The organism is Sphingomonas phyllosphaerae (assembly GCF_029623345.1).
GTDB classification, from domain to species: domain Bacteria; phylum Pseudomonadota; class Alphaproteobacteria; order Sphingomonadales; family Sphingomonadaceae; genus Sphingomonas; species Sphingomonas phyllosphaerae_C.
Map to the genome: position 1 here is coordinate 1 of NZ_JAPYKH010000032.1, position 24,623 is coordinate 24,623.

The 24,623-nt window shown below is 71.1% G+C and carries 24 protein-coding genes and 1 tRNA gene; 16 read left to right on the forward strand and 9 right to left on the reverse strand.

What is annotated here, in order from left to right; genetic code table 11:
* Positions 1-493: 493 nt before the first annotated feature.
* Genes QBJ89_RS18890 through phbB form a run of 3 tightly spaced genes read left to right on the forward strand, consistent with a single transcriptional unit; the run spans position 494 to position 4,504 of the window.
* A complete protein-coding gene (locus QBJ89_RS18890; RefSeq protein ID WP_277982020.1) occupies positions 494-2,731 on the forward strand; it encodes a xanthine dehydrogenase family protein molybdopterin-binding subunit in 2,238 nt (745 codons plus the stop codon).
* Entirely contained in the window at positions 2,732-3,751 is a 1,020-nt protein-coding gene (gene hemH, locus QBJ89_RS18895) for a ferrochelatase (protein WP_277982021.1), read from the forward strand.
* 30 nt (positions 3,752-3,781) lie between these two features.
* Positions 3,782-4,504, forward strand: a complete 723-nt coding sequence (gene phbB, locus QBJ89_RS18900; protein ID WP_277982022.1) for an acetoacetyl-CoA reductase — start codon at positions 3,782-3,784, stop codon at positions 4,502-4,504.
* A 150-nt stretch (positions 4,505-4,654) separates the two neighbouring features.
* On the opposite strand, the gene QBJ89_RS18905 is transcribed toward phbB, so the two are convergent.
* Positions 4,655-5,545 carry a LysR substrate-binding domain-containing protein gene (locus tag QBJ89_RS18905; protein ID WP_277982023.1) on the reverse strand — a complete coding sequence of 297 codons (891 nt, stop codon included), beginning with the start codon at positions 5,543-5,545 and terminating at the stop codon, positions 4,655-4,657.
* A 188-nt stretch (positions 5,546-5,733) separates the two neighbouring features.
* Here QBJ89_RS18905 and QBJ89_RS18910 point away from each other — a divergent pair, with 188 nt between their 5' ends.
* The 4 genes from QBJ89_RS18910 to QBJ89_RS18925 all read left to right on the forward strand — a co-directional run bounded on the left by QBJ89_RS18910 (position 5,734) and on the right by QBJ89_RS18925 (position 14,097).
* Positions 5,734-8,937 (forward strand): efflux RND transporter permease subunit, encoded by a 3,204-nt coding sequence (locus QBJ89_RS18910; protein ID WP_277982024.1) that lies wholly within the window; start codon positions 5,734-5,736, stop codon positions 8,935-8,937.
* On the forward strand, positions 8,930-10,108 hold the full coding sequence (locus QBJ89_RS18915; protein WP_277982025.1) for an efflux RND transporter periplasmic adaptor subunit: 1,179 nt from the start codon (positions 8,930-8,932) through the stop codon (positions 10,106-10,108). The genes QBJ89_RS18910 and QBJ89_RS18915 overlap by 8 nt, the downstream gene beginning before the upstream one ends.
* 317 nt (positions 10,109-10,425) lie before the next feature.
* Complete coding sequence (locus tag QBJ89_RS18920; RefSeq protein ID WP_277982041.1) at positions 10,426-11,793, forward strand: efflux transporter outer membrane subunit; 1,368 nt, start codon at positions 10,426-10,428, stop codon at positions 11,791-11,793.
* Between the two features lie 213 nt (positions 11,794-12,006).
* Positions 12,007-14,097 carry a phosphocholine-specific phospholipase C gene (locus QBJ89_RS18925; RefSeq protein ID WP_277982026.1) on the forward strand — a complete coding sequence of 697 codons (2,091 nt, stop codon included), beginning with the start codon at positions 12,007-12,009 and terminating at the stop codon, positions 14,095-14,097.
* Between the two features lie 34 nt (positions 14,098-14,131).
* Here the strand turns inward: QBJ89_RS18925 and QBJ89_RS18930 are convergent.
* Positions 14,132-14,221 (reverse strand) — tRNA-Ser (locus tag QBJ89_RS18930).
* Positions 14,222-14,347: 126 nt separating this feature from the next.
* On the opposite strand from QBJ89_RS18930, the gene hspQ reads away from it, so the two are divergent.
* The 5 genes from hspQ (at position 14,348) to QBJ89_RS18955 (ending at position 16,830) form a co-directional block, all read left to right on the forward strand.
* Positions 14,348-14,725, forward strand: a complete 378-nt coding sequence (hspQ, locus tag QBJ89_RS18935; protein WP_183926405.1) for a heat shock protein HspQ — start codon at positions 14,348-14,350, stop codon at positions 14,723-14,725.
* 123 nt (positions 14,726-14,848) lie between these two features.
* Positions 14,849-15,145 carry a 50S ribosomal protein L21 gene (rplU, locus tag QBJ89_RS18940; RefSeq protein ID WP_132910024.1) on the forward strand — a complete coding sequence of 99 codons (297 nt, stop codon included), beginning with the start codon at positions 14,849-14,851 and terminating at the stop codon, positions 15,143-15,145.
* 26 nt (positions 15,146-15,171) lie between these two features.
* Positions 15,172-15,441 carry a 50S ribosomal protein L27 gene (rpmA, locus tag QBJ89_RS18945; protein ID WP_277982027.1) on the forward strand — a complete coding sequence of 90 codons (270 nt, stop codon included), beginning with the start codon at positions 15,172-15,174 and terminating at the stop codon, positions 15,439-15,441.
* Between the two features lie 173 nt (positions 15,442-15,614).
* The gene (locus QBJ89_RS18950; protein WP_277982028.1) at positions 15,615-16,157 is read left to right on the forward strand and encodes a GNAT family N-acetyltransferase; all 543 of its coding nucleotides are present in this window, start codon (positions 15,615-15,617) and stop codon (positions 16,155-16,157) included.
* 73 nt (positions 16,158-16,230) lie between these two features.
* The gene (locus tag QBJ89_RS18955) at positions 16,231-16,830 is read left to right on the forward strand and encodes a TetR family transcriptional regulator (RefSeq protein ID WP_277982029.1); all 600 of its coding nucleotides are present in this window, start codon (positions 16,231-16,233) and stop codon (positions 16,828-16,830) included.
* Between the two features lie 124 nt (positions 16,831-16,954).
* Here the strand turns inward: QBJ89_RS18955 and QBJ89_RS18960 are convergent, their stop codons facing one another.
* Positions 16,955-17,509, reverse strand: a complete 555-nt coding sequence (locus QBJ89_RS18960) for a hypothetical protein (RefSeq protein WP_277982030.1) — start codon at positions 17,507-17,509, stop codon at positions 16,955-16,957.
* 10 nt (positions 17,510-17,519) lie between these two features.
* Positions 17,520-17,819, reverse strand: coding sequence for a hypothetical protein (locus tag QBJ89_RS18965; protein WP_277982031.1), 300 nt, complete (start codon positions 17,817-17,819; stop codon positions 17,520-17,522).
* Between QBJ89_RS18965 and QBJ89_RS18970 the strand changes: the two genes are divergently transcribed.
* Positions 17,809-18,120, forward strand: a complete 312-nt coding sequence (locus QBJ89_RS18970; RefSeq protein WP_277982032.1) for a hemerythrin domain-containing protein — start codon at positions 17,809-17,811, stop codon at positions 18,118-18,120. The genes QBJ89_RS18965 and QBJ89_RS18970 overlap by 11 nt on opposite strands.
* Positions 18,121-18,181: 61 nt before the next feature.
* Here QBJ89_RS18970 and QBJ89_RS18975 read toward each other — a convergent pair whose 3' ends face one another.
* The 3 genes from QBJ89_RS18975 to QBJ89_RS18985 all read right to left on the reverse strand — a co-directional run bounded on the left by QBJ89_RS18975 (position 18,182) and on the right by QBJ89_RS18985 (position 19,103).
* Positions 18,182-18,388 carry a hypothetical protein gene (locus tag QBJ89_RS18975; RefSeq protein WP_277982033.1) on the reverse strand — a complete coding sequence of 69 codons (207 nt, stop codon included), beginning with the start codon at positions 18,386-18,388 and terminating at the stop codon, positions 18,182-18,184.
* 68 nt (positions 18,389-18,456) lie between these two features.
* Positions 18,457-18,942: a GAF domain-containing protein gene (locus tag QBJ89_RS18980; protein WP_277982034.1), complete on the reverse strand. Its 486-nt coding sequence runs from the start codon at positions 18,940-18,942 to the stop codon at positions 18,457-18,459.
* Entirely contained in the window at positions 18,942-19,103 is a 162-nt protein-coding gene (locus QBJ89_RS18985) for a hypothetical protein (protein ID WP_277982035.1), read from the reverse strand. Before QBJ89_RS18985 ends, QBJ89_RS18980 begins: the two co-directional genes overlap by 1 nt.
* A 230-nt stretch (positions 19,104-19,333) precedes the next feature.
* Between QBJ89_RS18985 and QBJ89_RS18990 the strand changes: the two genes are divergently transcribed.
* Positions 19,334-20,767: a carboxylesterase/lipase family protein gene (locus QBJ89_RS18990; protein ID WP_277982036.1), complete on the forward strand. Its 1,434-nt coding sequence runs from the start codon at positions 19,334-19,336 to the stop codon at positions 20,765-20,767.
* Between the two features lie 22 nt (positions 20,768-20,789).
* Positions 20,790-21,578 (forward strand): ThuA domain-containing protein, encoded by a 789-nt coding sequence (locus QBJ89_RS18995; protein ID WP_277982037.1) that lies wholly within the window; start codon positions 20,790-20,792, stop codon positions 21,576-21,578.
* 231 nt (positions 21,579-21,809) lie between these two features.
* On the opposite strand, the gene QBJ89_RS19000 is transcribed toward QBJ89_RS18995, so the two are convergent.
* The gene (locus QBJ89_RS19000; protein ID WP_277982038.1) at positions 21,810-22,673 is read right to left on the reverse strand and encodes a fumarylacetoacetate hydrolase family protein; all 864 of its coding nucleotides are present in this window, start codon (positions 22,671-22,673) and stop codon (positions 21,810-21,812) included.
* A 117-nt stretch (positions 22,674-22,790) separates the two neighbouring features.
* On the opposite strand from QBJ89_RS19000, the gene lldD reads away from it, so the two are divergent.
* Positions 22,791-23,939, forward strand: a complete 1,149-nt coding sequence (gene lldD / locus QBJ89_RS19005) for an FMN-dependent L-lactate dehydrogenase LldD (RefSeq protein WP_277982039.1) — start codon at positions 22,791-22,793, stop codon at positions 23,937-23,939.
* Positions 23,940-23,945: 6 nt separating this feature from the next.
* On the opposite strand, the gene QBJ89_RS19010 is transcribed toward lldD, so the two are convergent.
* Positions 23,946-24,623: hypothetical protein (locus tag QBJ89_RS19010; protein ID WP_277982040.1), on the reverse strand; the 678-nt coding region annotated here is incomplete at its 5' end.

The following is a 24,623-nucleotide window of genomic DNA, read 5'->3' on the forward strand; positions in this document are numbered from 1 at the left end:
AGCCGGCCGCGCGACGGGCGTTGTCGTCTCGTCCTGCCACCAGCGTCATCCTGAGCCCGTCTCAGGATCCACGGCACCGCAGGCGCTGCCATCGCTGAGTGAAGCGGCACGGTGGATCCTGCGACGAGCTCAGGATGACGGCAGGAGGGAAGGGGCGGTGCCCGGTTTTGCAGCTGAGCGCGCAAGATGAGCGCGCTGCGCTTCTCCTCCCTGGACCCGGGACGTCGGCGCCGCCGCAGCCTTTCATCATTACCCACGTTTGCCTCGTAGGTGCGCGAGGTGGCGGCGAGCCCGCCCTCTCGGCGCCTTCGCGCCTCCGCGCGAACGATCGCTCCCTCGCGACGCCGCGACGACGCGAAGCACTGACACGCGGCACCACCACCGCGCGAGCAACATCTTCGCGTCCGCGCGGCTTACGATCGGGCGCGGGGTCGTCGCCCTACGTCGGGCGCTCGATCACGCTGAGCGAGCTTTCGCGCTTCCCCGCTACGCCATGCCCCGCTACCGCCGCCGCATGGCCGCGCTGACCCGACGCAAGCTGCTGATCTCCGGGGGTGCCGGCATCGGACTCGTGGTCGCCTGGGCGGTGTGGCCGCGGCATTACGGCGCGGCGTTGCCGACCGCGCCGGGCGAGGCCGCGTTCGGCGCCTTCCTCAAGATCGCGCGCGACGGACAGGTGATCGTCGCGGTCCCGCAGTGTGAGCACGGTCAGGGCACCTACACCGTGCTGGCGCAGATCGTCGCGGACGAGCTCGGCGCCGACTGGCGCACCGTCGGCGTCGAGGCCGCGCCGCTCGCGCCGCCCTACGCCAACCCGCTCGGCGCCGCCGCGCTGTTCGCCGACGCCGCGGCGCACGTGCCCGAGCAGGTACGCGACGAGCTCTGGACGCGCGACTCACTGTTGGTCACCGCCGGCTCCAGCTCGGTGCGCCGCTTCGAGCAGCCGCTGCGCGAGGCGGGGGCGGCGGCGCGCGTGCTGCTGTGCCAGGCCGCCGCGACGCGCTGGGACGCCGACTGGCAGCAGTGCGACACGCGCGCCGGCTTCGTCACGCTCGGCGACCGTCGCCTGCGCTTCGCCGAGCTGGCCGAGGCGGCGGCGGGCGGGCGTCTCCCCGACGAGCTGCCGCTGCGGCTCGGTGATGAAGGGCGGCTGAGCGGTGAATCACTGCCGCGGCTCGACTCGCCCGCCAAGGTCGACGGCTCAGTCAATTTCGTCGCCGACGTGCGCCTGCCCGACATGGTTTTCGCTAGCGTCCGCCACGGGCCGCAGCCCGGCGCGCGGCTGCTCTCCTGCAACAAGGCCGCGGCCGAACGCGTGCGCGGCTTGCTCTCGGTCGTGGCGACCGACCACTGGGTCGCTGCGGTGGCGAACAATTGGTGGGCGGCCAACCAGGGCGTCGCCGCGCTGGCGCCGCGCTTCGCGCGCAGCGGCACGATGGTCGACGACGCCGCGATCGACCGCGCGCTCGACGCCGCGCTCGATCGCGCCGGCGAGCCGGTCGCGCACGTCGGCGACGCCGCCGCGGCGCTGCGCGGCGGGAGCGTGATCGCGGCCGAGTATAGCGTCCGCCCCGCGCTCCACGCCGCGCTGGAGACTCCCGCCGCCACGGCGCACTGGCGTGACGGGCGGCTGGAGCTGTGGCTCGCCACCCAGGCGCCGACGCTCGCGCGCGCCGCCGCGGCCGCGGCGGTCCAGCTGTCCGAGCGCGACGTGATCGTCCACCAGATGCAGGTCGGCGGCTCGTTCGGCGCGGCGCTCGAGCATGACGTCGCGGCGCAGGCGGCGGTGCTCGCGCGCGCGCTGCGGCGGCCGGTGCAGCTTTGCTGGTCGCGCGGCGAGGCGCTGCTGCAGGACCGGGTGCGCGCGCCCGCCAAGGCGCGGATGCGCGCGCGGCTCGGCGCGCGCGGCACGATCCTGGCGTGGCACGCCGCGATCGCCGCGCCGCCGACCGGGCGCGCGCTGGGCGAACGGTTGCTCGCAGGCGACCCGCTCCGCCGCGTCGCCGCCGCGCTGCCCGCGGGCGCGGACCGCTACGCCACCTCGGGCGCGGTGCCGCCCTATCGGCTGCCGGCGCTCGCGGTCGACCATCACCCGGCCGCGCTCGACCTGCCGACCGGCCACCTGCGCGGCGGCGCGGACGGCTACACCGCCTTCTTCACCGAGTGTTTCATCGACGAGCTGGCACGCGCCGCGGGGAGCGAGCCGATGTCGTATCGCGTTGGGCTGCTCGGCGGCGACGCGCGGCTGGCGCGCTGCCTCACCACCGCCGCGGAGCTCGGCGGCTGGTCGGGCGGGGTGGCGGGCAGCGGGCAGGGTATCGCGTGCCACCGCCTGGCCGGCAGCGCGATCGCGGTGCTCGCGGAGGTCGAGGCCGGGGAGGGTGGCGCGGCGCGCGTCAGCCGGCTGGTCGCCGCCGTCGACTGTGGACGCGCGATCAACCCCGACGTCGTGCGCCAGCAGATCGAGGGCGGGCTGGTGTTCGGCGTCGCCGCCGCGACCGGCACCGCGGCCGGCTACAAGGACGACCTCGCCACCGTCCGCCACCTCGGCGCGCTCGAGCTGCCGACGCTCGCCACCGCGCCCGAGATCAGCGTGGAACTGATCGCCAGCGGCGCGGATTGCGGTGGGATCAGCGACCTCGGCGTTCCCGCGGTCGCCCCCGCCATCGCCAACGCGCTGTTCGCCGCCACGGGCGCGCGGCGGCGCGCGCTGCCGCTCAGGAGTTCATAGATGCTGCCCGCCGACCATCCCACGATCCCGGCGCCGCGCATCGGCGTGCTGCTGATCAATCTCGGCACGCCCGATTCCGCCGACACGCGCGCGGTGCGCCGCTATCTCGCCGAATTCCTCTCAGATCGGCGCGTGGTCGAGCTGCCCCGGATCGCGTGGCAGCCGATCCTGCGCGGCATCGTGCTGACGACGCGGCCGAAGAAGTCGGCGCACGCCTATCAGCAGGTGTGGAGCGAGGCGGGCTCGCCGCTCGCCGCGGTGACGCGCGCGCAGGCGGCGGCGCTCAAGGACGCGTTCGGCGACGGCGTGCTGGTCGACTGGGCGATGCGCTACGGCAACCCGGCGATTGCCGACCGGCTGGCGGCGATGAAGGCGGCGGGGTGCGAGCGCATCCTGCTCGCGCCGCTCTACCCGCAATATTGCGCCGCGACGACCGCCACCGCCAACGACAAGGCCTTCGCCGCGCTGGCGCAGTGGCGCTGGCAGCCGGCGATCCGCACCTTGCCGCCCTATCACGACGATCCCGCCTATATCGCGGCGTTGGCCGCGCGCGTGAGCGAGGGGCTCGACACGCTCGACTTCGCGCCCGACGCGCTGATCGCCAGCTTCCACGGCATGCCGCAGCGCACGCTGGAGCGCGGCGATCCCTATCACTGCCACTGCCAGAAGACCGCGCGGCTGCTCGGCGACGCGCTGCGCGAGCGGCTCGCCGGCCGGCCGCTGACAGTGGCATTCCAGTCGCGCTTCGGCAGCGCCAAGTGGCTCGGCCCCGCCACCGACACCACGCTGGAGGCGATGCCGGGGCAGGGGGTGCGCAAGGTCGCGGTGGTGGCGCCGGGCTTCTCCGCCGATTGCCTCGAGACGCTGGAGGAACTGGCGATCCGTGGGCGCGAGAGCTTCCTCGGCGCCGGCGGCACGCATTTCGCCTATCTGCCCTGCCTCAACGACTCACCGCAGGGCGTCGACATGCTGCGCACGATCCTGTCGCGCGAGCTTGAAGGCTGGGTGACGCGCGTCTAGCCTCTCACCAAGGTTAAGGGAGAGGCAGGCATGGCTAGGGTCGCGATCGTCACCGGTGGTACGCGGGGCATCGGCGAGGCGATCAGCGTCGCGTTGCGCGACCTGGGCATGACCGTCGCCGCCAATTACGCCGGCAACGACGAGCGCGCGCGCGACTTCACCGCGCGCACCGGCATTGCCGCATACAAGTGGGACGTGGCGGACCATGACGCCTGTCTGGACGGCTGCGCCACGGTCGCGGCCGAGCTCGGCCCCGTCGATGTACTCGTCAACAACGCCGGGATCACGCGCGACGGCACGATCCTGAAAATGACCTATCAGATGTGGAAGGAGGTCATGGACACCAACCTGGGCGGTTGTTTCAACATGGCCAAGGCGGTGTTCCCCGGCATGCGCGAGCGGAAGTGGGGACGGATCGTCAACATCGGCTCGATCAACGGCCAGGCCGGGCAGTACGGCCAGGTGAACTACGCCGCGGCGAAGAGCGGCATCCACGGCTTCACCAAGGCGCTGTCGCAGGAGGGCGCGCGCGCCGGCGTCACCGTCAACGCGATCGCGCCGGGCTATATCGATACCGACATGGTCGCCGCGGTGCCCGGTGAGGTGCTGGAGAAGATCGTCGCCAAGATCCCGGTCGGGCGGCTCGGCCAGGCGCAGGAGATCGCGCGCGGCGTCGCCTTCCTGTGCTCGGAGGAGGCCGGGTTCGTCACGGGCTCGACGCTGAGCATCAACGGCGGCCAGCATATGTATTGAGACCGGATCTAACGCGCTCAAGGCGAGGCGTGCTCCTGCCCCCGCAGGAGCCCAGGGCAAGAAGCGGCAACGCCCGCGGCTCTGGGCTCCTGTTTACGCAGGAGTACGGGTCGGCTTGGATGAATCACGGCATGGATCCCGGAGCAGCGCTCAGCCCGCGCCCTCGGTCACGATCGCCACGAAATTGGCGGCGGCGGGCGGGCTCGCGGCGGCGTGGACGAGCCACATCGCGCTGGCCGCACTGTCGTCCGCCAATGACGTATAGACCAGCCCCGCCGACTGGAGCGCGCACAGCGACTCCGCCACCACGGTGATCCCGACCCCGGCGGCGACCAGCCCGAGCAGAGTCGACACTTCGCGCACGGTCTGGGCGACGCGCGGCTCGGCGCCAGTCGCGCGCATCAGCGCGAACAGTTCCTCGGTGAAGCCGCCGCTGCGATCGCTGGCATAGACGACAAGCGGGTGCGCCGCGGCGTCGGCCAAGCGCACCCCGGCACGGCCGGCGAGCGGGTGGTCGGGCCGGGTCGCCACGACCAGACGCTCGCGCAGGATGCGGGTTGCGGTCAGCTCGGGCGGCAGCGCGGGCGCGGCGGCGCTGCGGAGGAAGCCGACGTCGAGCGCGTCGGCCAGGATCGCGGCCACCTGCGCCGGCCCGGCGATCTCGGATAAGGCGAGCTGCACGTCGGGGTAGCGCAGCCGAAAGGCGTGGATCGCGGCAGCTACCTGCGGGATGAAGGGCGCCGAGGCGTTGAAGCCGACGCGCAGCTCGCCCAGCTCGCCACCGGCGGCGCGCCGCGCCACGGTCGCGGCCTTGTCCGCCTCGGCGAGCGTGCGCCGCGCCGCCTCGAGGAACATGCCTCCGGCATAGGTGAGGTTGACGCGGCGGCTGGTGCGATCGAGCAGCCGCACGCCCAGCTCGTCCTCGAGCTGGCGGATCTGCTGGCTGAGCGGCGGCTGCGAGATGCCGAGGCGCGCCGCCGCCCGCGCGAAATGCAGGTCCTCGGCGACCTGGACGAAGTAGCGCAGGTGTCGCAATTCCATGATCGATAGGCTGTACGTATCGATCCACGCAGAAACAATATTAGACAAACCGTTAGCCTGCGCTCATCCGCTGCACCGCGGCATGTCGTTGCGCCGCCGTCCTCTCCCGGTCGTCCGACGCCGCGCGCGCTAGGCTGGTGCGCGACGCCGCTCACCGGGGCGGGCGTCACCTACGGGAAGCTGCGCCCATGATCGGCATCGTACGCATCGCGCTGGCGCGACCGCTGACGTTCATCGTCATGGCGATCTTGATCGCGATCGTCGGCGTGCTCTCGGCGATCCGCACCCCGGTCGACATCTTCCCCGACATCAAGGTGCCGGTGATCGCCACGGCGTGGCAGTATGCCGGCCTGTCGCCGGACGAGATGTCGGGGCGGATCATCACGCCGTTCGAGCGCGTGCTGACCACCACGGTCAACGACATCGACCATATCGAGAGCCAGTCGCTGCCCGGCATCGGCGTGGTGAAGATCTATTTCCAGCCCGGCGCCGACATTCGCACCGCCACCGCGCAGGTCACCTCGGTGTCGCAGACCGTGCTCAAGCAGCTGCCGCCGGGAATCACCCCGCCGCTGGTGCTCAACTACAGCGCCTCGACGGTACCGATCGTCCAGCTCGCACTGTCGGGCAAGGGATTGTCCGAGGGGCAGATGTTCGATCTCGCCAGCAACCAGGTGCGCCCCGGGCTGGTGACCGTGCCGGGCGCGGCGATCCCCTATCCCTCGGGCGGGCGCCAGCGCCAGATCCAGATCGACCTCGACCCCGATGCGCTCCAGTCCAAGGGGCTGTCGGCGCAGGACGTCGGCAACGCGATCGCGGCGCAGAACCAGATCAACCCGGCGGGTTTCGCCAAGATCGGCGGCTTCCAGTACAGCGTCCGCCTCAACAACGCGCCGGGATCGATCGAGGAGCTCAACAGCATCCCGGTGAAGGTCGTCGGCGGCGCGACGATCTACATGCGCGACGTCGCGCACGTGCGCGACGGATCGGCGCCGCAGACCAACGTCGTCCACGTCGACGGGGCGCGCTCGGTGATCATGACCGTGCTCAAGAACGGCGCCACCTCGACGCTGGCGATCGTGCAGGGGATCAAGGACGCGCTGCCCAAGATCCAGGAGACGCTGCCGAGCACGCTCAAGATCGTGCCGATCGGCGACCAGTCGCTGTTCGTCCGCGCCGCGGTGGAGGGCGTGGTGAAGGAAGGCGCGATCGCGGCGGCGCTGACCAGCCTGATGATCCTGCTGTTCCTGGGCTCGTGGCGCTCGACCGTGATCATCGCGATCTCGATCCCGCTGGCGATCCTGTCGGCGATCATCGGCCTGGCGGTGACGGGCAACACGCTCAACACGATGACGCTCGGCGGCCTCAGCCTCGCGGTCGGCATCCTGGTCGACGACGCGACGGTGACGATCGAGAACATCAACTGGCACCTTGAGCAGGGCAAGCCGGTCCACCGCGCCATCCTCGACGGCGCGGCGCAGATCGTCACGCCCGCCTTCGTCTCGCTGCTGTGCATCTGCATCGTGTTCGTGCCGATGTTCTTCCTGCCGGGTGTGGCGGGGTTCCTGTTCGTGCCGCTGGCGCTCGCGGTGGTGTTCGCGATGATTGCCTCGTTCATCCTGTCGCGCACCTTGGTGCCGACGATGGCGATGTACCTGCTCAAGCCGCATGGCGCGGGCGACGATCACGACCAGCACAGTGCCGGCGCGCCACCCTCGCGCAACCCGCTGGTGCGGTTCCAGCGCGGCTTCGAGGCGCGGTTCGAGCGGATCCGCACAAGTTACGGCGGGATGCTCGAGCGCGTGCTCGCGGCGCCCAAGGGCTTCGTGATCGGCTTCCTCGCGGTGGTGCTGCTGTCGTTCGGGCTGGTGCCGTTCCTCGGGCAGAACTTCTTCCCCTCGGTCGACGCGGGGCAGATCGCGATGCACGTGCGCGCGCCGGTGGGCAGCCGGATCGAGGAGACCTCGGCCGAGTTCGACCGCATCCAGCGCCGCATCCGCCAGATCATCCCGGCCGACGAATTGGTCTCGGTGGTCGACAACATCGGCCTGCCGGTCAGCTCGATCAACACGACGTACAACAACTCGGGGACGGTCGGCCCGCAGGACGGCGACGTGCTGATCCAGCTGTCGCACGATCACGCGCCCACCGACGGCTACGTCCGCCGCCTGCGCGAGCAGCTGCCGCGCGACTTCCCCGGCGCCACCTTCTCCTTCCTGCCCGCGGACATCACCAGCCAGATCCTCAACTTCGGCGCGCCCGCCCCGATCGACGTGCAGGTCTCCGGCAAGGACGCCGCCGCGAACGCCGCCTACGCGCAGAAGCTCCTGCGCCGCATCGCCAAGATCCCCGGCCTGGCCGACGCGCGCATCCAGCAGTCGGCGCGCTACCCGCAGCTCAACGTAGCGGTCGACCGCAGCCGCATGGGGCAGTACGGCCTGACCGAGCGCGACGTGACGACCAGCCTGGCGAGCTCGCTGGCCGGCACCGCGCAGACCGCGCCGGTGTTCTTCCTCAACCCCGACAACGGCGTGTCCTACCCGGTGGTGGCGCAGGCGCCCGAGTATCGCGTCGGCTCGATGAGCGACCTGTCGAGCATCCCGGTGACGGGCACCAGCGGGCGCTCGCAGGTGCTGGGCGGGCTCGGCACGATCGTGCGCGGCAACGCGCCCGCGGTGGTGTCGCACTACAACATCGCGCCGGTGGTCGACATCTTCGCCACCCCGGCGGGACGCGACCTGGGCGCGGTGGCCGGCGACATCCGGCAGGTGCTCGACGAGCTCAAGGCCGAGGCGCCCAAGGGCGCGACCGTCACGCTGCGCGGCCAATATGCCACGATGAACAGCGCCTTCTCCGGCCTGGGCTACGGGCTGCTCGGCGCGATCGTGCTGATCTACCTGCTGATCGTGGTCAACTTCCAGAGCTGGCTCGATCCCTTCGTGATCATCACCGCGCTGCCCGGCGCGCTGGCGGGGATCATCTGGATGCTGTTCACTACCGGCACGACGCTGTCGGTGCCCGCGCTTACCGGCGCGATCATGTGCATGGGCGTGGCCACCGCCAACGCGATCCTGGTGGTGAGCTTCGCGCGCGAGCGGTTGGCCGAGCTGGGCGACGCCACCGCCGCCGCGCTGGAGGCGGGAATGACTCGCTTCCGCCCGGTGCTGATGACCGCGCTGGCGATGATCATCGGCATGCTGCCGATGGCGCTGGGGCTGGGCGAGGGCGGCGAGCAGAACGCGCCGCTCGGTCGCGCGGTGATCGGTGGCCTGCTGGTCGCCACCTTCGCCACGCTGATGTTCGTCCCCGTCATCTTCAGCCTCGTCCACCGCCGCCGTGCCGCGGTGGCGCCGCCGCGCGCAACCCACCATCTGGAGCAAGCCCATGTCTGAGGCGTCGTTCGAGACGTCCCCCGCCGCGCCGTCTGCGGCGCCGTCGCGCTCGCTGCGGACCGCCGGGATCGCCGCGGCGGTGATCGCGGTCGGCGTTGTCGGCGCGGGGATCGCGGCGCGCTCGCGCACCGACAGCAGGCTGGCCGACTCGATCACGGCGCAGTCGACGCCGACCGTCGCGGTGATCCAGGCCAAGCCGGCGGCGGCGACGGGGGCACTGACGCTGCCCGCCAACCTCCAGGCCATCAACAGCGCGCCGATCTTCGCACGCACCAGCGGCTACGTGCGGAAATGGTACGTCGACATCGGCGACCCCGTCCGCGCCGGCCAGACGCTGGCGGTGCTCGACGCGCCCGAGATCGACCAGCAGCTCGTCGCCGCGCGCGCCGACCTGGAGACCGCGCGCGCCAACCAGCAGCTCGCCGCCTCGACCGCGACGCGCTGGCGCAACATGCTCGCCAAGGATGCGGTGTCGAAGCAGGAGACCGACGAGAAGGTCGGCGACCTCGCCGCCAAGACCGCGGTGACCAACGCGGCGCGCGCCAACGTCTCAAGGCTGACCTACACGCAAGGCTTCACCCGGCTGATCGCGCCGTTCGCCGGCATCGTCACCAGCCGCTCGACCGACATCGGCGCGCTGGTGACCGCGGGGACGGCGGCGTCGACGCCGTTGTTCACCGTCTCTGACGTGCGGCGCATGCGCGCCTATATCCGCGTGCCGCAGAATTTCTCGGCGCAGATCCACCCGGGCATGCACGTGACGCTGACGCTGCCGGAATATCCCGGCCGCACGTTCGACGCGACGCTGACCCGCACCGCCGGCGCGGTGGAGCAATCGTCCGGCACCGTGCTGGTGCAGGTCGAGGCGCCCAATCCGGACCGCGCGCTCAAGCCCGGCGCCTATGCGCAGGCGAGCTTCCCGGTAGCGGGGGCGAGCGGCGCGGTGGCGCTGCCCGCGAGCGCGCTGATCGTGGGCGAGAGCGGCACCCAGGTCGCGCTGGTCGGGGCGGACGGCAAGGCGCACCTGCGCACGATCCGGATCGGGCAGGACCATGGCAACACCGTCGAGGTGAGTTCGGGCGTGACGCCGCGCGATCGCGTGATCGACAATCCGCCCGACTCGCTCGCCGACGGCGACGCGGTGCAGGTGCAGAAGGCGGGCGCGCGGTGAGGGGACCGGCGTCGCGTTCGTGGCCTTGGGCTCCTGCGTTCGCAGGGGCACGGGGAACGACGGTAGGGGATGACCGTGTTCCTGCGCACGCAGGAAGCCAGCACGATGAGGCGAGGCGCCCGTTGTCGTACGACTTGGGCGCACCGTCACCCCACGCCGCCCCGTCACCTCGGGCTTGTTCCGGGGCCGACGTCGCCGCTCGTCCAACGATCGTGGAGCGCGCTGGCAGGTGGATCCCGGAACAAGTCCAAGATTACGAGAAGAGGACCGACGTTCGGTCCTTCCCCGTCACCGCCCGGGTCGCCACGCTCGCCGCGCTGCTCGCCACCGCGGCTTGCTCCGTCGCGCCCGATTACGTCCGCCCTGCCACGCCCGCTCCCGCGGCCTATAAGGAGGCGGAAGGCTGGCAGGCGGCGGGTACCAACGTCGCTCCCTCGGGTAAGTGGTGGGAGGCGTTCGCCGACCCCGTTCTCACCGGCCTCGAGGAGCGCGTCGTCGCCGGCAACCAGGACCTCGCCGCCGCCGTTGCGCGCTACGACCAGGCGCGCGCGGTGGCGCGCCAGGCGCGCTCCGACCTCTTTCCCGAGGTCGGCGTCTCCGCCGACGTCGGCCGCGATCGGGTCTCTGCCGGCCGCCCGCTCGCGCTCGGCAGCGCCGCGCCCTATACCGTGGGAACGGTTGGCGCCTCGCTCGCCTATGAGCTCGACCTGTTCGGCCGCGTGCGCAATTCGGTGCGCGCCAGCCGCGCCGACGCCGCCGCCAGCGGCGCGGACGTCGCCGCGGTGACGCTCGGACTCCAGGCGCAGCTCGCCAGCATCTATTTCGACATGCGGGGGCTCGACGCGCGCATCGTGCTGCTGCGCCAGACGGTGGAGGCGAACGCGCGCGCCTATCAGCTCACCGACACGCGCCACAGCGGCGGTATCGCTTCCGGAATCGACGTCAGCCGCGCGCAGAACCTGCTCTCCAGCGCGCGCGCCGAGCTCTCCGCGGTCGGCGTGGCGCGGCAGCGCGACGAGCATGCCATCGCGGTGCTGCTCGGCGAAGCGCCGGCCGGCTTCACGCTCGCGGTCGAGGACCGCCAGTTCGCGCCGCCCGCGATCCCCGCCGGTCTGCCCTCGACCCTGCTCGAGCGCCGCCCCGACATCGCCGCGGCGGAGCGGCGCGTCGCCGCCGCCAACGCGCGGATCGGCGTGGCGCGCTCGGCCTTGTTCCCCAGCGTCACGCTCGGTGCGGCGGGCGGGTTCGAGGCGGCGCGCGGCTCGCTGCTGAGCGCCTCCAACGGCTTCTGGGCGCTCGGTCCGCTCTCCGCGGCGCTGGCGATCTTCGACGGCGGGCGCCGCCGCGCCGGCGTGCAGCGCGCGCGCGGCGAGTATGACGAGGCGGCGGCGTCGTACCGCCAGACCGTGCTCACCGCCTTCCGCGAGGTGGAGGACGCGCTCGCCAGCCAGCGACTGCTCGCCGCGCAGGAACGCGACCAGCGCGCCGCGGCCGAAGCGGCCGAGCACACGCGCGAGCTGGCGCTGATCCGCTACCGCGATGGTGCGGCGGACTATCTCGAGGTGGTCACCGCACAGACCGCCGCGCTCGACGCCGAGCGCGCGCTGCTGACGGTGCGCAGCCAGCAGCTCCAGACCGCGACCGACCTGATCCGCGCGCTCGGCGGGGGTGTCGCGGCGGGCTGAGCCGTACTGTCATCGGCGTGCCGCATGGGGCGGATAACGACGGCAATTAGGCCCCTCCCCTTGAGGGGAGGGGTTGAGGTGGGGCGTTTCCCCGGACGCGTCGGTCTCTGCGAGGCGGCGACGCCCCACCCCCGACCCTCCCGTGAAGGCGAGGGGGGATGATGTGCGCTTCGTCTCGCTGGAGTGGGACGAGGCGGCAGAGAGGAGCACGCCATGCCGCCGATGCAGGACCGCCGCAGCTTCATCCGCGGCATGATGGCCTCGGCCGGCGCCGCCGCGGCGCTGACCCCGTCGATCGCGCGGGCGCTCGAACTGCCCGGGCGGCACCGCACCGGCACGCTGCGCGACATCGACCATGTCGTCATTCTCACCCAGGAGAACCGCGCCTTCGACCATTATTTCGGTACGATGCGCGGCGTGCGCGGATTCGGCGACCGCTTCGCCGCGCCGGCGCCGCCACTGCCCGGCGCGCCGAGCCGCACCGTGCTGCTCCAGCTCAACGAGCATGCCGATGCCACGCCCGCGCTGCTCGCGCCGTTCCGGCTCGACACCGCGACCGACTTTCGCCTCTATCGCCCGCTCGGCACCCCGCACGGCTTCACCGACAGCCAGGCGGCGTGGGACAACGGGCGGATGGGCGCGTGGACCGCGGCGAAGCACAACCACGCGTTGGCGCATTTCACGCGCGCGGACCTGCCCTTCCAGTACGCGCTCGCCGAGGCCTTCACGCTGTGCGACGCCTATCACAGTGCGATGCACCTCAGCACCAACCCCAACCGGCTGTACATCTGGTCGGGCACGCACGACCCGCTGTCGCGCGCCGGCGGCCCCGCGATCGACAACGGCTATGACAGCCTGGAGGCCGACCCGCTGCGCCACGGCGGTTATCGCTGGACCACCTATCCCGAGCGACTGATGACGGCGGGGATCGGCTTCCAGATCTACCAGGACATGGCAGACAATTTCACCGACAATCCGCTGGTCGGCTTCCACGCTTATCGCCGCGCCCAGTCCGCCGCGGACGAGGCCGCGGCGCTGCTGGCGCGCCGCACCACCACGACCCGCACGCTCGACGACCTGCGCCAGGACGTGCGCGACGGGCGCTTGCCGGCGGTGTCGTGGATCATCGCGCCCGAGGCGGCGTCGGAGCATCCCAGCGTGTCCACGCCGCTGCAGGGCGGCGACTACACCGCGCGCGTGCTCGACGCGCTCACCGCCAACCCCGACGTATGGGCGCGCACCGCGCTGCTGATCAACTTCGACGAGAATGACGGCCTGTTCGATCACGTCCCCCCGCCGGCGCCGCCCGCGCGGGTCGACGGCCGCCCGGTCGGCGCCAGCGACGTCCCGGCCGACGACGAATATCACGTCCATTGCCGCACGCCGGAGGACGCGGCCTACCGCGACCGCCCCTATGGTCTCGGCATGCGCGTGCCGCTGTACGTCGTGTCGCCGTGGAGCCGCGGCGGCTATGTCGCCTCCGAGGTGTTCGACCATACCAGCGTGCTGCGCTTCCTGGAGGCGCGTTTCGGCGTGCGCGAGCCCAACATCAGCGCGTGGCGCCGCGCGGTCTGCGGTGACCTGACCTCCTGCTTCGACTTCACCGCGCCCGATACGGTGGCGTTCATGGCGGGCTTGCCTGCGACGGCGGCGTCGTCGGCGCGTGCTGCGGGACTGAAGGGAGTCGCGCCGCCCTTGCCCACCGCTGTGGAAGCGCCCGAGCAGGAGCGTGGCCTGCGCCGGCGCCGCGCCACGCCCTATAAGCTCGACGTCGAGCTGCGCCGCGGCGACCCGCCCGCCTTGCTGTTGATCAATCGCTCACGCGAGCGCGCGGCGGTGTTCCACGTCTATGACATGGCCCGACTGGAGGAAGTGCCCGCGCGCTACACCGTCGCGGCGGGCGGCGCGCTGCCGCATCCCGTGCCGGCCGGCGCTGCTGACCTGTTCGTGCTCGGTCCCGACGGCTTCCATCGCCGGCTGGTCGGCCGCGGCGACCTGTTCGGTGCTGCGCTCTTCCACGCGCGGGCGCCGATGCTGATGATCGAGAATCGCACCGTTGCGGCGCTGTCGGTGACGATGACCGATCGCGCTTACGGTGCCGCGACCGTCACGTTCGAGCTGCACCCGCGCGAAACCCGCCGCGTCGCGCTCGATCTCGCCGCGAGCCACGGCTGGTATGACCGACAGCTCGTCGCCGGCGCGCAGGCGTGGCGGATCGCCGGACATAGCGGGGAGGGCGGTGAGTCCTTCTCTGACCCGGCGATGGGCGGGCCGGGGCCGCTGATGCTGGAGCCGCTGGTCTGACCGAGACGCGTCGATCGAGCGGCGCATAGGGAAGTGGCGGAGAGGGTGGGATTCGAACCCACGGTACCCGCGAGGGCACAACGGTTTTCGAGACCGTCCCAATCGACCACTCTGGCACCTCTCCGCGGAGGACACCGGGGCCTGCGAGAGGCGCGCCGGCGGCGATCGAGCGGCGCCCCTAGCCCGGTCACGGTGCCGACGCAAGCGTGTCTGTTGTTGTGCGCGCCGATTTCCGCACTAGATTGCGGCGATGACCAGCGAACACACGATCATCGCTCAGGCCGAGGCGCCCGTGGCGCCCCCGATCGCACACGCGCGCTTCTCGATCGGGGACGTGGTGCGCCACCGCATGCTCGATTTCCGCGGCGTGATCTTCGACGTCGATCCCGTCTTCGCTAACAGCGAGGAATGGTACAACTCGATCCCCGAGGATTTCCGCCCGAGCAAGGACCAGCCCTTCTACCACCTGCTCGCCGAGAACATGGAGTCGAGCTACGTCGCCTATGTCAGCCAGCAGAATCTGGTGCACGACGACAGCGACGAGCCGATCGACCATCCCGCGATCGCCGGCCTGTTCGATCGGCTGGACGGCGGCCGCTACGGGCTCAAGCGCCAGCACCGCCACTGACGCCGCGCCGTCGTCGATCGATCACGGAATCGGTTGACAGGCCGAGAGGCTTCGCATAGCTCGCACGCTTCTCTCGCAGGGTACGCCCTCGCGAGCTATGAAATTTGGGAAGTGACAAGAGCCATGTTCGCAGTCGTGCGCACGGGCGGCAAGCAGTATCGCGTCGCCGCCGGAGACAAGATCGTCGTCGAGAAGATCGAGGGCGAGGCCGGCGCGTCGGTGACGCTGGGTGACGTGCTGCTCGCGGGCGAGGGCGCGGATCTCAAGTCGGTCGACGGCCTCACCGTCGCGGCGGAGATCGTCGCGCAGGCCAAGGGCGAGAAGGTGATCGTTTTCAAGAAGCGTCGCCGCCACAACTATCGTCGTCGCAACGGCCATCGCCAGAACCACACGATCCTCAAGATCGTCTCGGTCGGCTGAGCCAGTAGCGCGAAGGAGCAAGAGCAATGGCACATAAGAAAGCAGGCGGTTCGTCGCGCAACGGTCGTGATTCGGCCGGCCGTCGTCTCGGCGTGAAGAAGTTCGGCGGTCAGGAAGCGATCGCGGGCAACATCCTCGTGCGCCAGCGCGGCACCAAGTTCTACCCGGGCCGCAACGTCGGCATCGGCAAGGACCATACCCTCTTCGCGCTCATCGACGGCCGCGTGGTGTTCCACGAGGGCAAGCTCGGGCGCAAATTCTGCTCGGTCGACATTATGGCGGCTGCGGCCGAGTAACATCGGGTAACCGGACGGGTTGCCCACCAGGGCGACCCGGGGTTCCGCAGCACGGAACCCAGCCAACAAGGGAGACGGGTCCGCCCCGGTCTCCCTTTTTTCATGCTCCCTCGCCCAGCGTGTCGCGCCATCGTCATTCCGGTGTGGCAGCGGCCCGAACAAGGAGACGGAGCATGTTCGCGTTGACGCCGAGACTCACCCTCAGGCCGGGCTGGCTCGAGGACGCCCCCGCGTTGGCGCAGGCGATCGCGCACGAGGCGGTGGTGTCGCGGCTGGCGCGCGTGCCCTGGCCCTATGCCGAGGAGGACGCGGCCGCCTTTCTCTCGCTCCAGCCGCACCCGCGCGAGCCGCGCTTTTTGATCGCCGAGCGCTTCGGCGCCTATCGGCTGGTCGGCGGCGTCGGGCTGCATCGCGGCGAGTGCGGCGGGGTCGAGCTGGGCTATTGGCTCACGCCCGCGGCATGGGGGCGGGGCTATGCCACCGAGGCGGGGCGCGCGGTGCTCGACATCGCGCGCCACGCGCTCGGGCTGACGCGGGTCGACTCGCATCATCACGTCGATAATTCGGCCTCCGGGCGCGTGTTGCGCAAGCTCGGCTTCGTCGAGTGCGGGCAATCGCGGCGTTACGCGCTGGCGCGCGACGCCGAGGTGGAGTGCGTCGACTATACGCTCGACCTCGCCGCCGACCCCGCGCGAGCGATGCCGATCGCGGCCTGATCGCCGGTTGCTTTCGGCGCGGAAGCGGGCACAAGGGCAGCAACATCCCGCAACTTCGACAGGTCACGATCCGATGCCGCGGGCGACCGCTGCCCTTCCTCGCCGGCGGCTGACGCCCGAGGCGTCGCGCGACGCGGCGCTGGAGGCGGCGCGCGCGCTGCTGCTGGAGGATGGCCCGCAGGCGGTCACGCTCAAGGCGGTGGCGGGGCGCGTCGGGCGGACCCACGCCAATCTGCTCCACCATTTCGGCTCGGCCGACGGGCTGCAGCAGGCGCTGATCGAGCGGATGGCGGCGGCGATCGTGGCAACGATCCGTGACGCGGTGCGCCGCTCGCGCGTCGAGCGCGACCCCGCCGAGCTGGTCGACGTGGTGTTCGACGCTTTCGGTGCGGGCGGGGCGGGGGCGCTGGCGAGCTGGATGATCCTCACCGGTAACCGCGACGCGCTCGACCCGGTGCTCACCGCGATCCACGATTTGGTCGAGGAGCTGGCGCGCGACGAGGAGCGGTCGGACGCGCCGATCCGCGACGAGACGCTCCAGCTGGTGCTGGCCGCGCTCGGCGACGCGCTGCTCGGCGCCGCGATGGCGCGCGCGCTGGAGCTGCCGCGCGGCCGCGCGCGCGAACTGGCGGCCCGCATGCTGCTGCGCGACCGGGGTCTGGGCGAGGGATAGCGCAAGCCCGGTGCGGACGACGCTCGTTTCTGTGCTCCTGCGGACGCAGGAGCACAGGAGGGTACGCAGCATCAAGCGTTGTTCTGCTTGACCCTGGGTTCCGACGTTCGCCGGAACATAGTCACTACACCGCGCGATCAGCCGTCTGCGCGGCCAGCCTCGCCGCTGCCCGCTCGCGCCGCACGTTCGTGGCAATCGCCGCACCCACCACGATCGTTCCCGCCACCAGCGCCAACCTCGTGACGAGCCGCTCGCGATCGTGCCGCCACGCCGCGCCGACGCCCATCTCAGCCGGCACGTTGGGCAAGGTGCCGCGCGACAGGTCCTCGACCACGCCCTCGACCACGTCGACCCGGTCGGCGCCGAGCAGGATCAGCCAGTGCAAGCAATTCGACTCGCTCCAGCGGAACGCGAGGCGCCGCATCGCGCCGCTCACGCCGCGCGGCGGCACCGAAGTCCCGACCACCGCCGGCGGGCGGATATGCTCGATCGACTGGAGGATCTCGACGTCGGGCTGCTGCACCGGCGGGCGATCCCAGCGGCGCGTCAGCCCGTGATCGCGCGACTGATCGCGGATCGGATAGGTAGGGTCGTTGCGCGCGTCGGCGTCGACGCCCCAGCCAGGGATCGTCGCGGGGCCCGCGAGTGCAGGGCTCAGCGTCTTGGCGGTGCGCTGCATGATGTCGTCCTCAGCCGGCATGCGGCACCAGCACCGGCTTAATGCAGCTGTCCAGTTTGTTGGCGAACAGGTGATAGGCGCAGGCCACGTCGCTGAGCGGCACGCGGTGCGTGATCAGTGCCTTGGGATCGATCCGACCGGCGCGGACGTGCTCGATCAGTCGCGGCAGCAGCCGCTTGACCGAGGCCTGGTTGGCGCGGATCGTAATGCCCTTGTTCACGACATTGCCGATCGGGACCATGTTGCCGGTCGGGCCGTAGACGCCGACGACCGAGACGATCCCGCCCATCTTCGCCGCGTTGATCGCCAAGCACGCCTTCCAGGAAGAGAATGTCGTCTACGCCGAGATGCGCGACCACGGCCTCACTGAGGGCGCGGACCGGCTCAACCACGAGCACGGCTATGTGAAGCAGTATCTCTTCGAGCTAGGCGCGATGGCGAAGGACGATCCCGCTTGGCTGCCCAAGCTGCGCGCGTTCCGCGCGATGATCGAAGAGCATATGCGTGAGGAGGAAGAGGACCTTTTCCCCTCGCTGCGGGCGCAACTCAGCGACGAGCAGAACCACTCCGTGACGGTGGCGATGAATCGCGAGGGGCTGATCCTGGCGTGAGGTGGCGCGCCTGATACCATCGCCGCCGCCACCTTTTCGGGAGACGGCGGCGATCGCGTGTCTATTCGCCGACGACCCCGCGCCCGGCGACCTTCTCATAGCCCGACAGCTCGTCGCCCACCGCCACCTTGGCGGCGAGGTCGTCAGCGCGGGCGCGGTCCTTGGCGGCGCGCTTGGGATCGTCCTGGTCAGCGTCCGGATCGGCGGCCCCGACGTTGGGGCTGTCCGGCACGTACAGGACGGGTTTCTCGTCGCGTTCGTCTGACATGATCGTCTCCTTCCACGCCCCAACGCGTCGCGCCGCGGCGGGTGCCAGAAGGTTCGGACCGGCCGCGCCTACAGCGCCATGATCCGTTCGGCGTGGCGGGCGAGGTGGGTCAAATCATAGACATCGAACAGGCCGAGCCGCGGCCGCGTGTCGGCGACGCACAGCGCCCCCAGCGCGAAGCCCGCGTAATCGACCAGCGGCACGCCGGCGTAGAAGCGGATGTGCGGATGTCCCAGCACGGAGGGGTTGGCGACGAAGCGGCGATCGTCGCGCGTGTCGGCGACGATCATCGGCTCGCCCGGCCGCAGGATGGTGTGGCCGCAGAAGGATTCGGCGCGCGGGCCCTCGTCCCCGCCGATGCCGATGCGGGCGGCGAGCCACTGGCGCGACCGATCCACCACCGAAATCGCGGCGATCGGCGCACGCGCCAACCGCGCCGCTTCCTCGACGATACGCTGGAGCTCGGAGTTGCGCGGACGCGTCACGATGCCGCACGCGTCCACGGCGCGCTGGCGCAGCGCCTCGTTCAGCGGCATGGGCGCGGCGACGCCCATCAGATCACTACGTCGGCGCTGGGGCGGGGCGGGAAGCGCAGCTTGGCCTCCATCTCGCGCATGTAACGCTCCACTTCCTGCGCGGCGCGTATGTCGGTCAGCGAGCCCGCCACCCGGGCCGCCACTTCCAGCTCGTTCTTGAGCTTGCGCGGATCATCCACGGTAGCTCTCCTATCGCTGTGATTGTGACAGACGATCTGTCATAAAAGTCCTAACAGAGTCTTAAGGTCTCGGTTAAAGATGCGATAACCACGAGCTAAGTGCCTTGATAGGCATAGGGATTGTCGGCCCCGATGCGGTCGGTCGCGGTGGCGCCGGTTGACGTCGCCGCCGCGGCGGGGAAGGTAGGCGCGCGTCGGGCAAAATCGGGCCGCGAAGGGGAGGAAGACGGATGACCAAGCCGATCGCCGCGGCGCTGGCCGCGCTGCTCATCGCCGCGCCCGCGCTGGCGCAGCAGGACGCGACGGTCAGCACCGACGCCGGTCCGGTCCGCGGTGCGATCCGCGACGGCGTGGCGAGCTGGAAGGGCATCCCCTTCGCTGCGCCACCGGTGGGCGCGCTGCGCTGGCGCGCGCCGCAGCCGGCGGCGCACTGGACGACGCCGCGCGACGCCACGCATTACGCGGCCGACTGCATGCAGCTGCCTTTCCCCAGCGACGCCGCGCCGCTCGGCACCACGCCGTCCGAGGACTGCCTCTACGCCAATGTCTGGAAGCCGGCCGCCGCGACGGGGAAGCTGCCGGTGCTGGTGTGGATCTACGGCGGCGGCTTCGTCAACGGTGGTGCTTCGCCGCCCACCTATGCCGGCGCGAACATGGCCAAGCGCGGCATCCTGTTCGTCAGCTTCAACTACCGGCTCGGCCGTTTCGGCAGCTTCGCGCTGTCGCAGCTGAGCCAGGCGAACCCCGATGGCGGCCGGCTCGGCAATTACGGCACGATGGACCAGATCGCGGCGCTGCAGTGGGTCCAGCGCAACATCGCCGCCTTCGGCGGCGACCCGGCCAAGGTGACGATCGTCGGCGAGAGCGCGGGCGGCATGTCGGTGCACCAACTCGTCACCTCGCCGCTGGCGCGCGGCTTGTTCCACCAGGCCTTCGCCATGTCGGGCGGTGACGGTCACCCCGACCCGAGCGGCAAGGCGCTCGCCGATGCCGAGCGGACCGGTGCCAATTTCGCGCGCGCCAAGGGCATCGATCCCGCGGCACCCGACGCGCTCGAGCGGCTGCGCGCGCTGCCGGGCGAGCAGGTGGTCGACGGGCTCAATCTCGCCTCGATGGCACCGCGTGACCCTGCCGCGCCGACCTACTCGGGGCCGATCGTCGACGGCACGGTGGTGGTCGACATGGGCGCCGCTTACGACCAGGACCGGTTCGCGCGCGTGCCGATGCTAATCGGCGCCACCAGTGCCGACATCGGCGGGCGCACCGGTTACATGGTCGCGGGTGCACGCGACGCCGCCGCGCGGCTCGCCGCCAAGGGCGTGCCGGTGTGGGAGTATCGCTTCTCCTATGTCGCCAACACGATCGGCAAGCCCGGCGCGCAGCACGCCACCGACATCCCGTTCTTCTTCGACAATGCCGCGATCAAATATGGTGCGCAGGCCAGCCCGCGCGACGTCGCAATGGGGCAGGCCATGGCGCAGTATCTCGCCAATTTCGTGAAGACCGGCGATCCCAACGGCGCCGGGCTGCCGCGCTGGCCGCGTTACGATCGCGCCGCCGACACGATCGCCGACTTCTCCGCCGACGGGAAGACGGTGGTGGCGCGCGACCCCTGGGGCGCCGAGATCGACCAGGCACGTACCGCCGCGACGCCGGCACGATAACGTTTAGCACAGGAGAGATGGGATGCGACTGATCGCGATGCTCGGGGCGCTGGCGCTGGCGCAGGCCGCCCCCGACCCGCACCTGCCGACGCCGACGCTCGACACGAGCCCGCCGACGCTGCCCGCCGGGCTTGAGCGCGGCGTGCTGATCGTCTCCAAGACCAACGGCTGGCGCCACTTCGAGCATATCCCGCACTCGAACGAGGTGCTCGCCGACATCGCGCGCGGGCTCGGCCGCAAGAGCTTCCAGACCGAGAATGGCGCAGTCTTCAACGACGAGGCGCTGAAGCATTTCTCGGTGGTGGTGCTCAACAGCGCATCGGGCGAGTTCCTGACGCCCGAGCAGCAGGCCGCGTTCCAGCGCTTCGTCGCGCGCGGCGGCGGTGTGGTCGCGCTCCACGCCGCGGGCGACAACAGCCACAAGTCGCCCTGGTACGTCGACACGATCATCGGCACCGAGTTCATCGGCCATCCCAACGGCGCCGATCACATCCAGCGTGCGACGATCCTCGTCGACCAGCCGCGCCACCCGGTGATGGCAGGCGTCAAGCTGCCCTGGACATCGAGCGACGAATGGTATTCGTTCAGCGGCGATCCCAGCCAGCACGGCATGACGGTGCTCGCCCGCGTCGACGAGGCGAGCTACCGCACCGGCGACAAGCTGCGCATGGGCAAGCACCCGATCATGTGGGTCAACCCGCGCGCCAAGGGGCATGTCTTCTTCTCGGCATTGGGGCATGACGCGGTCAATTATGACGACCCCAATTACCGCCGCGTGCTGACCAACGCGATCCGCTGGGCGGCGAAGTAGCGCGACGGAGCGCCCCGGGCGTCGGGGCGCTCCACCAACGGCTTACCGGATCGTCTCGACGGAACGCTCATGATCTTCCGTCATCCCGGGCCGGTCCCGGGATCCACCGTGCCGCGCACTCCTTAGGCATTGCCATCGCGGGGCCGCGGATCCCGGATAGGTCCGGTATGACGGGGGGGCGAACGCGTCCGTCCGCCCGAATACGCTGTCTCAAACGAGGCGGGTCAGACCTTAGCCGATCGCCTCGCGCGACCAGGCGACGAACTCCTGGCGCTGCTCGCCGAGCTTCTCGATGCCGAGCTCGACCACGTCGCCGGCCTTGAGATACCACGGCTCGGGCTTCTGGCCGAGACCCACGCCGGGCGGCGTGCCGGTGGTGATGATGTCGCCCGGCTCCAGCGTCATGAACTGCGAGCAGTAAGCGACGATCTGCGCGACGGTGAAGATCATCGTCGCGGTCGACCCGTCCTGCACGCGCTTGCCGTTGACCGACAGCCACAGGCCGAGCTGCTGCGGGTCGCCCACTTCGTCGGCGGTGACGAGCCACGGCCCGACGGGGCCGAAGGTGGGAAAGCCCTTGCCCTTGTCCCAGGTCGGCCCGCGCTCCTGCTGCCAGTGGCGCTCGGAGACGTCGTTGACGACGACGTAGCCGGCGACGTGATCGAGTGCGTCGGCCTCGTCGACATAGCTCGCGCGCGTGCCGATCACGACGCCGAGCTCGACCTCCCAGTCGGTCTTCTGGCTGTCGCGCGGGATCACCACCGGGTCGTTGGCGCCCTGGAGGCAATTGACCCATTTGTTGAAGACCACCGGCTCGGCCGGGATCGGCAGGTTCGACTCGGCGGCATGGTCGGCGTAGTTGAGCCCGATCGCGACGAACTTCTGCGAGCCCGCGACGGGCACGCCGTAGCGCGGCGTCCCTTCCACCAGCGGCAGCGTCGCGGGGTCGAGCGCGGCAAGGCGCGCGAGCGCGGCGGGCGCGAGCTCGGCGCCAGTCAGGTCGGCGACCACAGCGGACAGGTCACGCAGCGCACCGTCGGCGTCGACCAGCGCGGGCTTCTCGGCGCCCTTCGCACCATAGCGGCAAAGTTTCATCGTGATCACCTCGAGGGCTGGAGGAAGCGGCGGCGCGGACATTGCCTTCCGGCGCCAGTGGATGCAGGTTGCACCTATGCGCTACAGCGCGCCACCGCCTTCGTGAACCCAAACCTCATGCCAATCGTCGCTTCCACCCTCGATTTCCGCGAGCTCGCGCGGCGCCGCCTGCCGCCCTTCTTGTTCGAATATATCGACGGCGGGTCGTACAGCGAGACGACGCTGCGGCGGAACGTCGCCGATCTCGAGGCGATCGCGCTGCGCCAGCGCGTGCTGCGCGACATCGGCACGCTCGATCCCGCCACCGAGCTGTTCGGCCAGCGCATGGCGCTGCCGGTGGCGCTGGCGCCGATCGGGCTGGCGGGGATGAACGCGCGCCGCGGCGAGGTGCAGGCGGCGCGGGCCGCGGAGAAAGCGGGGGTGCCCTTCTGCCTCTCGACGGTCTCGGCCTGCCCGATCGACGAGGTGGCGCGCGGCACCACCCGGCCCTTCTGGTTCCAGCTCTACATGATCCGCGACCGCGGCTTCATGCGCGACCTGCTCGCCCAGGCGCGCGCGGCGCGGTGCAGCGCCCTGGTGTTCACGGTGGACATGCCAGTGCCGGGTTCACGCTACCGCGACTATCGTTCCGGACTGGCGGGAGCGAGCGGCTGGCGCGGCGCGGCGCGGCGCTTCGGCCAGGCGCTGCGCCATCCGCGCTGGGCATGGGACGTCGGTGTCCACGGCCGGCCGCACCAGCTCGGCAATGTCGCGCCGGTGCTCGGCAACGCGAGCGGACTGGAGGACTTCCTCGGCTGGATGCGCGACAATTTCGACCCGACCGTGACGTGGCGCGACCTCGATTGGGTGCGCCAGGAGTGGGACGGGCCGCTGATCCTCAAGGGCGTGCTCGACGCCGAGGACGCGCGCGAGGCGGCGGCGCTCGGCGCGGACGGGCTGGTGGTGTCCAACCACGGCGGCCGCCAGCTCGACGGCACGCCTTCGACCGCGCGCGCCTTGCCCGCGATCGCGGCAGCGGTGGGCGACCAGCTTACCGTACTCGCCGACGGTGGCGTGCGTACCGGGCTCGACGTGGTGCGGATGCTCGCGCTCGGCGCGCGTGGCGTGCTGCTCGGCCGCGCCTGGGCCTATGCGCTCGCCGCCGGGGGCGAGGCGGGCGTGGCGCGGATGCTGGCGCTGATCGAGGCCGAGATGCGCGTCGCGATGGCGCTCACCGGCTGCACCAACGTCGCGGCGATCGGGCCGGACGTGCTCGTGCGGGACTGAGCGGGCTCAGCGCGCCGACGTGCCGGGCGTGAGGCGCGCGCAGGCGGGTGCGCGACGCCGGAGCGCAACGCTTGACGGCACCTGCCCGACCTGGAGCACGCCGCGGCCCTCGTAATCGGAGAGGAACAGGCGGCCGCCATCGGCGTAGAGCAGCCGCGCGTGCCCGATCAGCACCGGGTAGACGCAGCGCTGGCCCCAGGGCGTGGCGAACAGCGCCGCCGCGCGCGACGGCGCGCTGGCGCCGAAGGGAGAGGCCGCCTCGCCGAGCGCGACCAGTCCGATCGTCGCGCTGAAGCACAGCAGGAACCAGCCGAGCGGGCGGACCCGCGCCTGCATCACCGTTTCGCTGCGGGTCAGCTGCGCCGCCGCCAGCGCGACGATGATCAAGGTCGCGAACACCGCGATGAGCAGTCGGAACACGCCGTCGACCGAGGCGATCGCATAAGCGCAGAGCGCGATGCCGATGATCTCGGCGGCGAAGACGCTGGAGCGCGGCGCCCGCTCGACCAGCCCGCGCGTCAGCAGCTCCGAGATCGGCCAGACCAACGTCGCCGCGATCACCCAGACCGCCGCGAGGATCAGCAGCGCCGCGCCGAGATTGAGCCAGCCGGCGGTCGCTACCTCGGACAGATCGAACGCGCCGAGCCCCGCGATCCCCGCCGGCGCGAACGCCCCGAGGCTCAG

Excerpts from the sequence above, each read along its gene's own strand:
- QBJ89_RS18890 (WP_277982020.1), top strand. The coding sequence starts at position 494 with ATGCCCCGCTACCGCCGCCGCATGGCCGCGCTGACCCGACGCAAGCTG.
- hemH (WP_277982021.1), top strand. The coding sequence starts at position 2,732 with ATGCTGCCCGCCGACCATCCCACGATCCCGGCGCCGCGCATCGGCGTG.
- phbB (WP_277982022.1), top strand. The coding sequence starts at position 3,782 with ATGGCTAGGGTCGCGATCGTCACCGGTGGTACGCGGGGCATCGGCGAG.
- QBJ89_RS18905 (WP_277982023.1), bottom strand. The coding sequence starts at position 5,545 with ATGGAATTGCGACACCTGCGCTACTTCGTCCAGGTCGCCGAGGACCTG.
- QBJ89_RS18910 (WP_277982024.1), top strand. The coding sequence starts at position 5,734 with ATGATCGGCATCGTACGCATCGCGCTGGCGCGACCGCTGACGTTCATC.
- QBJ89_RS18915 (WP_277982025.1), top strand. The coding sequence starts at position 8,930 with ATGTCTGAGGCGTCGTTCGAGACGTCCCCCGCCGCGCCGTCTGCGGCG.
- QBJ89_RS18925 (WP_277982026.1), top strand. The coding sequence starts at position 12,007 with ATGCCGCCGATGCAGGACCGCCGCAGCTTCATCCGCGGCATGATGGCC.
- hspQ (WP_183926405.1), top strand. The coding sequence starts at position 14,348 with ATGACCAGCGAACACACGATCATCGCTCAGGCCGAGGCGCCCGTGGCG.
- rplU (WP_132910024.1), top strand. The coding sequence starts at position 14,849 with ATGTTCGCAGTCGTGCGCACGGGCGGCAAGCAGTATCGCGTCGCCGCC.
- rpmA (WP_277982027.1), top strand. The coding sequence starts at position 15,172 with ATGGCACATAAGAAAGCAGGCGGTTCGTCGCGCAACGGTCGTGATTCG.
- QBJ89_RS18950 (WP_277982028.1), top strand. The coding sequence starts at position 15,615 with ATGTTCGCGTTGACGCCGAGACTCACCCTCAGGCCGGGCTGGCTCGAG.
- QBJ89_RS18955 (WP_277982029.1), top strand. The coding sequence starts at position 16,231 with ATGCCGCGGGCGACCGCTGCCCTTCCTCGCCGGCGGCTGACGCCCGAG.
- QBJ89_RS18960 (WP_277982030.1), bottom strand. The coding sequence starts at position 17,509 with ATGCAGCGCACCGCCAAGACGCTGAGCCCTGCACTCGCGGGCCCCGCG.
- QBJ89_RS18975 (WP_277982033.1), bottom strand. The coding sequence starts at position 18,388 with ATGTCAGACGAACGCGACGAGAAACCCGTCCTGTACGTGCCGGACAGC.
- QBJ89_RS18980 (WP_277982034.1), bottom strand. The coding sequence starts at position 18,942 with ATGGGCGTCGCCGCGCCCATGCCGCTGAACGAGGCGCTGCGCCAGCGC.
- QBJ89_RS18990 (WP_277982036.1), top strand. The coding sequence starts at position 19,334 with ATGACCAAGCCGATCGCCGCGGCGCTGGCCGCGCTGCTCATCGCCGCG.
- QBJ89_RS18995 (WP_277982037.1), top strand. The coding sequence starts at position 20,790 with ATGCGACTGATCGCGATGCTCGGGGCGCTGGCGCTGGCGCAGGCCGCC.
- QBJ89_RS19000 (WP_277982038.1), bottom strand. The coding sequence starts at position 22,673 with ATGAAACTTTGCCGCTATGGTGCGAAGGGCGCCGAGAAGCCCGCGCTG.
- lldD (WP_277982039.1), top strand. The coding sequence starts at position 22,791 with ATGCCAATCGTCGCTTCCACCCTCGATTTCCGCGAGCTCGCGCGGCGC.